The 13,163-nt window shown below is 53.0% G+C and carries 11 protein-coding genes and 1 tRNA gene; 6 read left to right on the top strand and 6 right to left on the bottom strand.

The features are described from left to right. Window positions 1–312: 312 nt before the first annotated feature. Window positions 313–1,812: a methyl-accepting chemotaxis protein gene (locus PYL13_RS06220; protein WP_259145489.1), complete on the top strand. Its 1,500-nt coding sequence runs from the start codon at window positions 313–315 to the stop codon at window positions 1,810–1,812. A 94-nt stretch (window positions 1,813–1,906) separates the two neighbouring features. On the opposite strand, the gene smpB is transcribed toward PYL13_RS06220, so the two are convergent. Beyond that, window positions 1,907–2,389: an SsrA-binding protein SmpB gene (gene smpB, locus PYL13_RS06215; RefSeq protein ID WP_259145491.1), complete on the bottom strand. Its 483-nt coding sequence runs from the start codon at window positions 2,387–2,389 to the stop codon at window positions 1,907–1,909. 135 nt (window positions 2,390–2,524) lie between these two features. Next, a complete protein-coding gene (gene dapA / locus PYL13_RS06210; protein WP_275640773.1) occupies window positions 2,525–3,409 on the bottom strand; it encodes a 4-hydroxy-tetrahydrodipicolinate synthase in 885 nt (294 codons plus the stop codon). Window positions 3,410–3,686: 277 nt separating this feature from the next. Between dapA and PYL13_RS06205 the strand changes: the two genes are divergently transcribed. Further along, window positions 3,687–5,765: a transglycosylase SLT domain-containing protein gene (locus PYL13_RS06205; RefSeq protein ID WP_275640772.1), complete on the top strand. Its 2,079-nt coding sequence runs from the start codon at window positions 3,687–3,689 to the stop codon at window positions 5,763–5,765. A gap of 302 nt (window positions 5,766–6,067) precedes the next feature. Here the strand turns inward: PYL13_RS06205 and PYL13_RS06200 are convergent, their stop codons facing one another. Further along, a complete protein-coding gene (locus tag PYL13_RS06200) occupies window positions 6,068–7,096 on the bottom strand; it encodes a porin (RefSeq protein ID WP_275640771.1) in 1,029 nt (342 codons plus the stop codon). Between the two features lie 200 nt (window positions 7,097–7,296). Continuing rightward, window positions 7,297–7,387 (bottom strand) — tRNA-Ser (locus PYL13_RS06195). A gap of 619 nt (window positions 7,388–8,006) precedes the next feature. On the opposite strand from PYL13_RS06195, the gene PYL13_RS06190 reads away from it, so the two are divergent. The 4 genes from PYL13_RS06190 (at window position 8,007) to PYL13_RS06175 (ending at window position 11,052) form a co-directional block, all read left to right on the top strand. Further along, window positions 8,007–9,047 (top strand): porin, encoded by a 1,041-nt coding sequence (locus PYL13_RS06190; RefSeq protein ID WP_275640770.1) that lies wholly within the window; start codon window positions 8,007–8,009, stop codon window positions 9,045–9,047. Between the two features lie 294 nt (window positions 9,048–9,341). Then, entirely contained in the window at window positions 9,342–10,268 is a 927-nt protein-coding gene (locus PYL13_RS06185; protein WP_275640769.1) for a tyrosine-type recombinase/integrase, read from the top strand. A gap of 172 nt (window positions 10,269–10,440) precedes the next feature. Continuing rightward, window positions 10,441–10,776 carry a hypothetical protein gene (locus tag PYL13_RS06180; RefSeq protein ID WP_192487368.1) on the top strand — a complete coding sequence of 112 codons (336 nt, stop codon included), beginning with the start codon at window positions 10,441–10,443 and terminating at the stop codon, window positions 10,774–10,776. An 81-nt stretch (window positions 10,777–10,857) separates the two neighbouring features. Next, a complete protein-coding gene (locus PYL13_RS06175; RefSeq protein WP_275640768.1) occupies window positions 10,858–11,052 on the top strand; it encodes a hypothetical protein in 195 nt (64 codons plus the stop codon). A gap of 57 nt (window positions 11,053–11,109) precedes the next feature. Here PYL13_RS06175 and PYL13_RS06170 read toward each other — a convergent pair whose 3' ends face one another. Next, the gene (locus PYL13_RS06170) at window positions 11,110–11,913 is read right to left on the bottom strand and encodes an HpcH/HpaI aldolase/citrate lyase family protein (protein ID WP_275640767.1); all 804 of its coding nucleotides are present in this window, start codon (window positions 11,911–11,913) and stop codon (window positions 11,110–11,112) included. Between the two features lie 10 nt (window positions 11,914–11,923). Further along, window positions 11,924–13,141 carry an NAD(P)/FAD-dependent oxidoreductase gene (locus PYL13_RS06165; protein WP_275640766.1) on the bottom strand — a complete coding sequence of 406 codons (1,218 nt, stop codon included), beginning with the start codon at window positions 13,139–13,141 and terminating at the stop codon, window positions 11,924–11,926. Window positions 13,142–13,163 lie beyond the last annotated feature (22 nt).

Genomic DNA, 13,163 nt, shown 5'->3' with positions numbered 1-13,163 from the left:
TATTTTCTGCAATCAAAACAATAACAGAATAAAACTAAGCACACATTCAATTTGCTCAAAGTCAAATTGCTGCAAAAAAATTTTTTAACTTAACCTAACCATCTATATTCTTGCTGGACACTTGGGCAAGATAACCGCTGCGCTTGGATGCATGAGAAATATGCGATGCAACCGAGGATACTTGGCGCTATCTGCTCCACACTGCCTATTTCATCAAAACCTTTGTTAGGAATTGATTAAACCTAATTGTGGCCTTGTCACGCCACGGGACCAGGAGACTCTTCTCCTCGGGCAAATGAACGAGTTAAATTCATGAGTGGCAAGCAGAACAGTTATCAGGCACTGGAAGAACGACTTTCCTTTTTGGGAATCGCCGCAAACCAAAAGCGTGATCTTCACAACATCATGCCTGTTATCACAGATTCGCTGAGCAGCTCTCTGGATACATTCTACAACAAGGCAAAGACGGTTCCCCATACCGCAAAGTTCTTCGCTAATGATGCGCATATTGCACACGCCAAGAGCATGCAGGTCAAACACTGGTCGCGCATTGCCAGCGGTCGTTTCGACGAAGATTACGTCAAGGCCGTCAGTGCTATTGGCCACACCCATGCCAAGCTGGGACTTGAACCACGCTGGTATATCGGCGCCTATGCGCTTGTTGTCGAAGGCATTGTTAAGGCGCTGATCGAAAACCAGCTGAAAGGCTTTCTCTACGACAGCAAGGCCAAGGCACTGACGCGCGACATTTCCGTTGTGCTCAAAGCCGCCCTGCTCGACATGGATTACTCCATCACTGTGTATCTTGATGCGCTGGCTGAAGAACGTGAAAAAGCGGAAATTCAGCAGCAGCAGATGAAAGCTGAACAGGAAAATGCTCTGGCAGTTCTCAACCAGGCCCTGAATAAATTGGCCAGTGGTGATCTCGCCACCAAGATTGATGCAACCCTTGCGCTGCAGTTTGAATCACTGCGCGATAACTACAACCAGGCTGTCAGCAATCTTTCCAAAGCATTTTCCAATATCGTCGTCGAGACACACAAGATTTCAGCCAATACGCGTGAATTGACAACGTCGACGGACGATATGGCGCGCAGAACAGAACAACAGGCTGCAGCGCTCGAAGAAACCTCGACCGCGATCGAGCAAATCACCACAATTTCCCGCCAATCTGCCCAGCGTACGCGTGAGGCCGAAGATATTGTGCGCAGTTCGGCCCAACAAGCCAATAAATCACGAGATATTGTCGCCGAGACCGTTCAGGCAATGGGGGCAATTGAAGATTCTTCGCAGAAGATCACCCAGATCATCAGCGTGATCGACGAAATTTCTTTCCAGACAAACCTTCTGGCACTCAATGCCGGTGTTGAAGCGGCGCGCGCTGGCGAAGCCGGCAAGGGATTTGCTGTGGTTGCCCAGGAAGTCCGTGAACTGGCACAACGCTCCGCCTCTGCTGCCAAGGAAATCAAGACCCTGATCGACAAGTCCTTCGCGGATGTGTTGCACGGTGTTTCTCTCGTCAACAAGACCGGCGAAGCCCTGCATTCCATTGGTGAAAAAGTCGACAGCATTCAAGAGCATATCGGTGCGATTTCGACGGCTGCGCAGGAACAGGCGGCCGGAATTCAGGAGATTCACACCGCCGTTGCAAGCATGGATCAATTGACGCAGCAGAATGCTGCGATGGTTGAAGAAACCAATGCAGCGACACACGGCCTCAGCGATATCAGCAGCAGCCTTGCGGATCTTGTTTCCCGCTTCAAGGTCTCTACCCAGATGAGCTTCGAACAACCGGTTTACCGCGCAGCTTAAGGTACAACAAAACAAGAAGGGCTCCAAAACGTCGGTTTTGGAGCCTTTTTTTATCTTAAGCCTACTTTTGATGGCATCCTTTTGGATAGAAAGCTTAGCGGGAATCACCCTTGAGTATTCGGGACTTCTGGCGATTCCAATCGCGTTCCTTCTCCGTCTCGCGCTTGTCGTGCAACTTCTTGCCCTTCCCTAGCGCAAGCTCCATCTTGGCGCGGCCACGATCATTAAAATAAATCTTAAGCGGAATAAGTGTCATGCCATCACGATTGATGGCAGAACGCAGGCGATTGATTTCACGCTTGGTCAGCAGCAGCTTGCGACGGCGGCGCGGCTCATGATTGAACCGATTGGCCTGCAGATATTCCGGCAAATGCGAGTTGATCAGCCAAATTTCATCACCTTCATCCGACGCATAGGATTCAGCGATGTTTGCCTTGCCTTCACGCAGCGATTTGACCTCGGTGCCCGTGAGTACCAAGCCGACTTCGTAGGTATCAATAATCTCGTAATTGAAGCGTGCCTTGCGGTTTTCCGCGACAATCTTCTTTACCGTGCGCTGACTGCCTTTGGGAGCCATGGAATCCGATCCGCCTTTTGTCGTTTTTTTGTTATGTCGTCGCGTTGTATGCGCAAACGGCTTTATACGCCTTATTTAGTGCAGGCATGTCGGAATGTGAAGGCGCGCAACACAACGCGCCTCCACCAGTTGATATCAGTTGATGAGTCCTGCGTGTTTCAGCACAGCGTCAATAGCGCTTTCGGTCGCTGGCTCCAGCGAACTCATCAGCGGAGAGCGAACGGTGCGGTTGATGCCACGAATTCTCGAAAGTGCATATTTTGCACCACAAACGCCTGGCTCCATGAAGATTGCCTTGTGCAGCGGCATCAGACGATCCTGATAATCCAGTGCGAGAGCATAGTTGCCAGCCAGCATGGCGGCCTGGAACTCTGCGCTCAAGCGGGGAGCAACGTTTGCGGTAACGGAAATGCAGCCAACACCACCATGGGCGTTAAAGCCAAGCGCTGTAGCATCTTCACCGGATAGCTGAACAAAGTCCTTGCCGCAGCAAATGCGCTGCTCGGATACACGTTCAATCTTACCAGTAGCGTCTTTAACGCCGACAATGTTTTTGTGTGCCTTGGCAAGCGCACCCATCGTCTCCGGGCTCATGTCGATGACTGAGCGCGGCGGAATGTTGTAAATGACGATAGGCAGGCTCACAGCTTCGGCAATAGCCGAGAAGTGAGCGACGAGCCCCTTCTGCGTTGGTTTGTTATAATAAGGTGTCACCACCAGCAGTGCGTCAGCACCAACGTCCTGCGCGTGCTTTGCAAGCTCGATGGCTTCGCTGGTGTTGTTAGAACCGGCACCTGCGATCACTGGAACCCGTTTGTCCGCGACCTCCACACACAGCTCGACGACACGTTTGTGCTCGTCATGGGAAAGGGTTGGCGACTCTCCCGTCGTGCCAACCGGCACAAGGCCGCTGCTGCCTTCCGCAATCTGCCACTCGACGTGAGCGGCGAAAGCCGTTTCATCTACCGCGCCTGAGGCGGTAAACGGAGTAATGAGGGCGGGAATGGATCCCTTGAACATACAAAGCTCCTTGCGACTGGCTATCCACGCTTCAGCCGCATTTCCATGGTTAAAACCGCCACACATTAGTTCCGGTCTTATCAACCGACAAGCATGCAAGGGCGCTATTTTCTGCTAAAAACAAAATCATGTGACAGTTTTATTTCTCAAACTGGTCTGATTACGCCTGCACGGTTCGCTCAAAGATATTTGATCGAATTTGAAGCAGTGGAGTAAGGTTTCGTTAATGCAGCAGGCGGTTAATGGAAGGTGAATTTCCAAAGTTGCGAGTGACGGAATGAAGAAGACGGCGATAACCTTTTTGGCGGCGAGTTTGAGCGCAGGTGTGTGGCATGCCTTTGCATCACCCGTGCCGGACGCCGCTACCCTGCCGACATCGGCGCCACTGCCTTACGTTCGTCCCAATGCCCCTGCCCCGTTTGCAGCGCCCAATCCTGAAATTATTACCGGTGCTATTCCCCGCACGAGCCGACCCGGTGATGTGTCCGACCTGAAAAGCGGACTGGACGCCCTATCATCTCGTGATGCGGCTCGCGCCATCGCGATTCGCAACGGTTTGGCAGCAGACAGTCTGGACCGGCACATTCTGACTTGGGCGATTGCCGTTTCCGGCATGAAAGAAGTACCTTCCTCTGAAATCGCTACAGCACAACGCGAGCTAAAGGGCTGGCCGGGTGTTGCAGCATTCCGCTCCAACTCGGAACGGGCGCTGCTGCGCGAAAATCCACCGACAGCTCAGGTTCTGGCATCATTCGGCAAAAGCCAGCCGGAGACAGCCGAAGGCGCCATTATTCTTTCGCGCGCCTTGATGGCGACTGGCAAGGCAAGTGAAGCCGCGGCCAATATTCGCCGTATCTGGCTGCGCGAGGGTATGGACACGGATCTTGAGGATCAGGTCCTAAGCGAGTTTTCGTCTCTGCTGACCAGCGCTGATCACAAGGCCCGCATGGATTATCTGATGTATCGCAGCCGGATTAGTCAGGCTAAGCGATTCGCAGATCTCGGCAGGGCGCAGTCGCTTTACAAGGCTTGGGCTGCCGTTTTGCAGCGCTCCAGCAATGCGCCATCACTGCTCAGCGCCGTTGACAAGTCATGGACGAGCGATCCGGCCTATCTGTTTGCCCGTGTCGAATATTTGCGCAGCCAGCAGAAATATCCTGAAGCTGCCAAGCTTCTCGAGCAAATGCCGCAGGATAAGGCAAAACTCGTCAATCCCGGAGAATGGTGGAACGAGCAGCGTATCATCGCTCGCGGCCTGACTGATCTTGGGGATTTCAGGCAGGCCTACCGTATCGTTGCAAACCACGCCGCCACATCTCCAACCGATGTTGCGGACGCAGAGTTTCATGCCGGTTGGTACGCGCTGCGTGCGCTGAATGATCCCAAGACCGCCGAAAAACATTTCCAGAAACTGCTTGATACCTCCAATCGCCCTCTCTCCGCATCCCGCGCGTACTACTGGCTTGGCCGTGCCGCAGAAGCTGGCGCGCCAGGAAATGCACGCGACTATTTTGCGAGAGCGGCGAACCATCCCGGCACGTTTTATGGTCAATTGGCGGCGGCACGAATCGGCGTGAAGACGCTCAATGTCACCTACCCGACCCCTAGCAACACAGACAGACAGGTTTTTGCGTCTCGCGAAGCGGTGCGGGCAATAGACCGTCTCGAGGCCGCCGGATACAACTGGAGAGCTGACAGCCTGTACCGGGCGCTTTCTCAACAATTGGACAGTGCCGGTGAACTCGCGATTCTGGCCGCACGTGCCGAGCGTAACGGTAACCATCAGGTATCGCTGCAGATTGGCAAAACCGCCTTTTCACGCGGTATCGACGCTGCAGCACTGGCCTATCCGCTTGGCGTCATCCCTGACAGCGCCAATATTGCCGGTTCCGGCAAGGCTTTGGCCTATGCGATTGCCAGACAGGAAAGCGCGTTTAACCCGGCCGCTATATCGCCGGCCGATGCCCGTGGCCTTCTGCAGCTTCTGCCAGGAACAGCCAAAGGCGTTGCAAACCGCCATGGCCTGACCTTCACGCCAGCGAAGCTGACCAGTGACGCAGGATATAATGCGACGCTCGGCGCTCATTACCTCGGCGAACAAATCGATGCGTTTGGCGGATCCTACATCCTGACTTTCATCGCTTACAACGCAGGTCCAAAACGCGTACCTGAATGGATTACGCGCTACGGCGACCCGCGTGGCAAGCCGATCGATGAGGTTGTTGACTGGATTGAACGTATCCCCTTCCCTGAAACCCGCAATTACGTGCAGCGGGTGATGGAGAATTATCAGGTCTACAAAACACGGCTGGGGCAGAAGTCCGACATTGTCTACGATCTGAGAAACGGTCGTTAAGCACAGTCATCTCGTGACGAATCAAAACGTTGCCAAATGCTCCGGCCGCATTTTTTTGACTGTCACTTTTCAGTGTCTTTAATGTCGTGCGCTATCGAGCGCATTCGATTTGAAATTCAGCAAGCATCATAGAGAAGTTGTGGCGCAGCAATATATGGTGTGGCTGTCTTTATATTGAAGCCAGCAAGTACAGGGTACTGCCATAGGCATACCGACGACCTAAACTTTACGAACGAAATATCTTCCAAAACATAAAAGCCCGGCATTGCTGCCGGGCTTTCACTAATTGACTTAACGTCAGATTAGAACGAACGGGTCAGACGAACCCAACCAGAAGTGTTGTCGCCGAGCAGGTCGGAGTCCTTGTAGTCAACAGTCGCGCCGACCTTCAGGCCAGTTGCGAGCTGGTATTCAGCCAGCAAGCCAACGCCCCAGATGTCGTCGTTGTTTTCGGTTTCCCAGTAAGCAGCCGATGGAGTGATCGTCAGCTTGTCTGTAGCCTTGAGGGCGTAAGAGGCGGAAACAGTCCACTCGTAAGACCAGCCAGAAGTGAGGCCGAGGTCGCGGTAAGAACCAACGTAGGCGTTAACGCCAGAAGACCAACCAGCGCCGATGTTCAGTTCGCCTGGGCCGATTGGAGCAACGAGAGTTGCGTACAATGCGCCTTCTTCAGCTTCAGTGTCGTAAACGCCGCGCAGAGCGAGGTTCGAAGCGCCGAAGTCAACCTGAGCATAAGCCTGGAAGCCGATTTCGTTGCCAGGAGCGCCAACCCAAACGTTGGAGATGTCGTCTACACCGAGACCGATGCGGAACGCGCCAGCATCGTACAGGTAGCTGATTGTATTGAAGTTGGTTGCGTTATCGAAAGCGTCGAGTTCGCCGTTGATACCGATGTCATCCCACCATGTGAGAGCCTTACCAGCCTTCAGGCCGCCAACAGTGATGTAAGCCTGCTCGAGCGAAACGCCAGAGGAAGGAACGCCACCTTCAGAGCTGTAGTTGCCCTGCAGACGGATGTAGGTGCCGATGGTGCCGAGTTCGGAGTCAGACTTCGTGTCGAAGAATACGCGGCCACGAGTAGCGGAGTACCAGTCGCTAGTTTCGTCTGCACCAACGTCTTCACCGAAACCAACGGTGAAACGAACTTCACCACCGATGCGCAGGCAGGTTTCAGTGCCTGGGATGTAGAAGTAGCCAGCGCCGAAAGCGTCGCAAACGCGAACGTATTCCAGGGGCTCTGGCTCAGCAGCGACGATAGCGTCAGCGGCCTGTGCGCCAGAAACTGCTGCGAGAGCTGCAGCGGAGCCGATGAGAAGGCTCTTGATGTTCATATTGACCTCCAGTCAAGTTTGACTAGAGGTGTCAAAAATCACCAAAAATCACCAAAAATTGCAGAAAAATGCCGATTTTGCAGAGTTCTATGCTTTTGGAGATTTCAGCGAGAGAAAAATGTGCCCGAAGAAAAACAGGAGATGAATGCGAAGTCGCATCGCGTTTAATGAGGGGGAATTATTTTGGGAAATCAAAATGATGGCGGAGAGGATGGGATTCGAACCCACGATACGCTTTTGACGTATACTCCCTTAGCAGGGGAGCGCCTTCGACCACTCGGCCACCTCTCCGGTGCGGCCTGATTATTGCGTAACTTTTTTGAATGCAAGGCCTTTTATCATTATCAACGAAAAACACTGCGCTTTCTTCACAGGTAGACGCCTCATGCACGCGCCATATATAGGATGGCGCGTTTATAGGGGGGATTCTGAAAAGAATCACCCAACACTTCAGCAACAGAATCGTGGACGATTCTCCAAATTTCGTGATGGGACAGCTGTTGGGACGGGTGAACCAGCTGCATGCGATAACCTGCCCAAGACGGCCCGCCAGCCGAAAACACCTGGCTTTTAGCCCTAAAATCCCTTGAAATTGTGCTGAAAGAATACGAAACCTCGAAATGTCGTCTCGTTAAGTGACGGATTCAAAAGGTTTTTATTAAGAAGTTGTAAACCTTTTCCACTGTCGGCACCGTGTTTTGTGTCCTTTGCGCAACAGCGTGGGATGAAGCAACACAGGAAAGTGCGTTTACGTGAAGATGGTGATTGCATGCGCGGGTTCGTTTTGTATTTTCAACATCAGGAAGCGCGGCGGTGGATCGTCCGTTTCTTAAATCGACGGGAATGGGGCAGGGAATGCTGTCCTTCAGCTAAGAACCCAGACCCTTGTGAAACTTGACTGGAGGTCAATATGAACATCAAGAGCCTTCTCATCGGCTCCGCTGCAGCTCTCGCAGCAGTTTCTGGCGCACAGGCCGCTGACGCTATCGTCGCTGCTGAGCCAGAGCCCCTGGAATACGTTCGCGTTTGCGACGCTTTCGGCGCTGGCTACTTCTACATCCCAGGCACTGAAACCTGCCTGCGCATCGGTGGTGAAGTTCGTTTCACCGTTGGTTTCGGTGAAGACGTTGGCGGCCCAGCTCCTGGCGGCTTCTCGAGCGATTGGTACTCTGCAACTCGTGGTCGCGTATTCTTCGACACGAAGACCGACTCCGAACTCGGCACCATCGGCACCTACATCCGTCTGCAGGGCAACTACAACGGCAACCAGCAGCTTCCTTCCTCTGGCGTTTCGCTCGAGCAGGCTTACATCACTGTTGGCGGCCTGAAGGTTGGTAAGGCTCTCACATGGTGGGATGATATCGGTATCAACGGCGAACTCGACGCTTTCGATAACGCAACCAACTTCAACACTGTTAGCTACCTGTACGACGCTGGCGCGTTCCGCATCGGTCTCGGTGTAGACGACATCTCCAACGTTTGGACTGGTGCAGCTGGTTCCGAAATCGGTATCCAGGGATACGCCCAGGTTGACTTCGGTGCAGCTAACCTCGCTCTGCGCGGCGTTTACGACACTGAAGCTGAAGAAGGCGCATTGTACGCAACTCTCGTTGCTCCAATCGGCCCAGGCGAACTGAACATCGGCGCTGGTTGGTCTTCTGACATCAACGCCTACGTTGGTTCTTACCGCGACATCGGCTTCCAGTCCGGCTGGGCATATGAGTGGACAGTTTCCGCTTCTTACGCTGTCAAGGCTACTGAAAAGCTGACGATCACTCCATCGGTTGCTTACTGGGAAACCCAGAACAACGACGACATCTGGGGCGTTGGCTTGCTGGCTGAATACCAGCTCGCAACTGGCCTGAAGGTCGGCGCGACTGTCGACTACAAGGACTCCGACCTGCTGGGCGACAACACAACTGGTTGGGTTCGCCTGACCCGTTCGTTCTAATCTGACGTTAAGTCGATTAGTGAAAGCCCGGCAGCAATGCCGGGCTTTTATGTTTTGAGCATTAGGGCTGCTCAATTCATAAGCGTGGTAAATTTTTTATTACGGATTATTCATCTTCGTTCACAAACGCCGACAGACTTGGAGACACGGGTATTATGTCGGCTGTTTTATGAGGCCGTTTTTCTCGCGGACGCATAAAAATCGAAACATTCTAAAATGCGAAGATAGTTTGCATTTTATGAAATTTTAACCGGCCATGGTCATTGGCGGAAAGGGGGCAAAGGAGCATATTTTATGCAGCAATTAAACGCGGCCGAAGATACGGGTATTTCGAGAGACTATGCGTCCTATGATTTCCCATATCGTTACAATTTAACGACAGCAGCAAAGCTCGTCAGGGAAATTTCATTAAAAGGTTTGCTCGAGCGTTACGGGGACATTCTGTGGCAGCCGGGAAGCCATAAATACAACGTCAATAACTTCATTGGCGAATTGCATGAAATTTTAGAAAATCCGTTATTTACTGTATTTTCTCAGGATATGCTGGATGGCCTGATTGGCAAGCTGCGTAATCGCGGCAACAGCAATGCCACCATCAACAGAAAGATGGCTGCACTCCGAAAGTTGCTGCGCAAGGCGCATAAAATGGGGGATATCCACAGCTTGCCGGAATTCCGGCGAGAGAAGGAAAAGGCCGGACGTATTCGCTTTCTTGATCATGAAGAAGAGCGGCGCCTTTTTGAGGCCATAGGTAAAGAATCAGACGTCTATCAACGACTTTGTATTTTTCTCGTCGATACCGGCGCACGCCTTGGAGAGGGTCTTGGGCTGCAATGGGGTGATATCGTCGAAAGACGTGCAACATTCTGGGTGACTAAATCCGGCCGTAGCCGTTCAGTACCGTTGACCGCACGTGCCTATGATGCGGTTTTTGCATCTGAGAAGCGCGGAAAAGGCCCATTTGCTGGCATTGATCAACAACGGTTCCGGACAAGCTGGCACGCGGCTCGCCACACGGTCGGGCTTGGAAGTGATGACGATGTTGTTCCGCACATCTTGCGACATACATGCGCGTCGCGGCTTGTTCAGGGCGGCATTGATATCAGGCGTGTGCAAATGTGGCTCGGTCATCAGACACTACAGATGACAATGCGTTACGCACATCTGGCGTCACACGATCTCGATATGTGCCTGCCCGTGTTGGAACGGCACGTCAAATAAATCATGCCTCGTAGTTTCGAGGCTGTATGCGCCAGATATATTCGACCTGCCCTGCCCTCTTTGGCGCGCGGCAGGTCGAAAGCTTTCATCTCAAACCAAAATACGACCCGACATTGGAACCAAATGTTAGTTCAGGCCGTTCTTTACCCGTAACCATATGAGGTGATTGGTAATGGCACAAACCAAACTCAATGTCGTGGAAGACACGATTGAAACGCAGATTGCAGAACTGCGGTCTCAGATTGATTCACTGACTAAGTCAGTGTCGGCAAGAGCCGGAAGTTTTTCGGAAAGCGCTGCTGAAGTCGTAGACGATGCTAGCAGCCGGGTGCGCAAAGCAGCCCATAACGTACGTGAACAAGGCTACAATGTCGTCGAAGCCGTCAAGGAAAACCCTGGCACTGCGACGTCGCTTTTGACGACGGTTGGCGTTATCGGATTTGCGCTTGGCTATTTTATCGCCAACAGCAGCTCGAACCAGCCTCCATCGCGCTGGCGCCTGCCGTAAGACAGCAAGACACTATCTCAAAGGGGCGTTTACCGCCCCTTTTTGTCGTTGGCATTTTGAAAGCGGGGAGGAATAGTAATCATGCAAATGGACAAAACGAAAGTATTCGAACCAGAACTCGAGGAAGCATTGATGTCCTTTGCGACATCGAGGCAGATGCAGCGAGATGACGCTATACGGCAGATCCTGCGCAACTGGCTGTTAAATGAGGGCTATTTGCATTCTGGCGATCAGGGCATTCCACCGGAAAAACTGAACGCCAGCAACGATGACTGAAGCGGAAACCACTGTCGGGGCCACGTGACAGAGTATGTTGTTACTCCGCCTCGTCCTTCAATATCCCTTGGCCGGGCTTTTGGTCGCTGAAGAGCCCACCTTGTAGCGAGCAGACAGGTTCCTAAGCGCAGTAGCAAACTCGAACACATCCGCGCCAACAGCAACAAAAGTCGCGCCGAGTTCAAGGTAACGACGGTTGAAGGTCTCATTGAAGGTCAAGATGCCAGCGGCCTTACCTGCTGAAACAATCTTGGTGATGGCGTTTTCAATCACCTCTTGCACTTCCGGTGCGTCCATCCGACCAAGATATCCAAGATCAGCCGCAAGGTCAGCCGGACCGATGAACACACCGTCGACACCTTCAACAGCGAGGATATTATCGAGATCGGCAATCGCTGCGCGGGTTTCAACCTGCACCAGCAGACACAGACCTTCAGCCGCCGTTTCAGCGTAGTCATCAATCGTGTTGAACGCTGATGCACGCGCAACCGCCGCTCCCACCCCACGAATGCCGTGGGGCGGGTAATGAATTGCACGCACAAGTTCTCTCGCCTGCTCCGCCGAATCAACCATCGGCACCAGAAGTGTGCGAGCGCCAGCATCGAGCATTTGCTTGATGATCCAGGTGTCACCGACGGGAACACGTACGACGGGCTCTGCGGGAGAACTGGAGAGTGCCCTTAGCTGTTCGATAATGCTACGTAGGTCATTCGGACCATGCTCACCATCAATGACAAGCCAGTCAAATCCGGAGGTTCCGGCAATCTCGGCAGCGATTGCCTCGCCCATGTCCAGCCACAGACCGATCTGTGATTTTCCCGATTTAATGGCTGTTTTGAAACGATTTTCAGAGGCGGGCATGCACTTTCCTTTAAACAAGAAGCTGCTTGAGATCAGCTGAGGTATCGGCGAGAATCACACGGTCCGGATTGATGCCGCTTTCGAGCATCTTTTTACCGGTGACATAGGCTTTGGCATCATTGATCGCGTCAACGGCGATGAACTGGCCCTGACGGAAATACCAAATGGAAAGACTACCCTCACGTGTGCCGACACGCACCAGGGTTTCGTCATAACCAGCATTAAATCCGGCGATCTGAAGCTTTACATCATACTGATCGGACCAGAACCACGGTTTTGGATCATAGGGACGATCCTCACCGGTCAAGACGATGGCAGCGGCTTCTGCCTGCTCAACTGCATTCTGTACGGATTCAAGCCGGATCTGCGTGCCCTGCCAAGGCAAGACTGCGCAATCGCCCAATGCATGAATTGAACTGTCCGATGTGCGGGTAAAGGCATCCACAACCACGCCATTGGCGACATCCAGCCCGGCTTCGCGCGCCAGGCGGTCATTGGGCGTCACGCCGATACCGGCAATCACAAAATCCACATCAATGACAGAACCGTCTGACAGTTCCGCGGTTTTCACGTGACCGTTGTCGCCATTCAGACGAACCAAACCGGTTTTTTCCCTGATGGAAACACCATGCGAGACGTGGATTCCCCTGATGGCATCGGCAGTTTCACGCGCCGCAACGCGTTGAAGGATACGATCCGCCATTTCAATCAATGTGACGTCAAGGCCGAGATGGCGGGCAACAGCCGCAGCCTCAAGTCCGATGTAACCGCCTCCAACAATCAGCAGGCGGCGGCCGGGACGCATCTCTTTCATCAGGCGATCCGCGTCGCGCTTGTCGCGAACCGTAAAAATGCCTCGCAAATCACCACCGATGCCAGGTGGCAGACTGCGCGGTTCGGCCCCGGTTGCCAAAACCAGTGTTTCATAAACTACGGTGCTGCCATCCTGCAGACGAACGCTCTTTGCAGTGCGGTCGATTTCCTCAACCCACGCCGACGTTCTGATTTCAACATTATGGTCGGCGTACCAATGCTCAGGGCGAAATAGCAGCCGATCGAAGGTCATGTCACCGAGAAGATATTTCTTGGATAAGGGTGGACGTTGGTAAGGCAGGACATCTTCTGAGCCGAGGATTGTGATGGGCCGATCATCCTTTAACCCTCTCAGTTTAGAAGCAAGTGCGAAGGCCGCCTGCCCTGCCCCCACAATGACCAATCTGCCACTCACAACACCAACTCCCCCACATCAC

The organism is Agrobacterium sp. Azo12 (genome assembly GCF_029193765.2).
Lineage (GTDB): Bacteria > Pseudomonadota > Alphaproteobacteria > Rhizobiales > Rhizobiaceae > Agrobacterium.
Note: the sequence above shows the minus strand (reverse complement) of the source record. Positions and strands in the feature narration are given on the sequence as shown.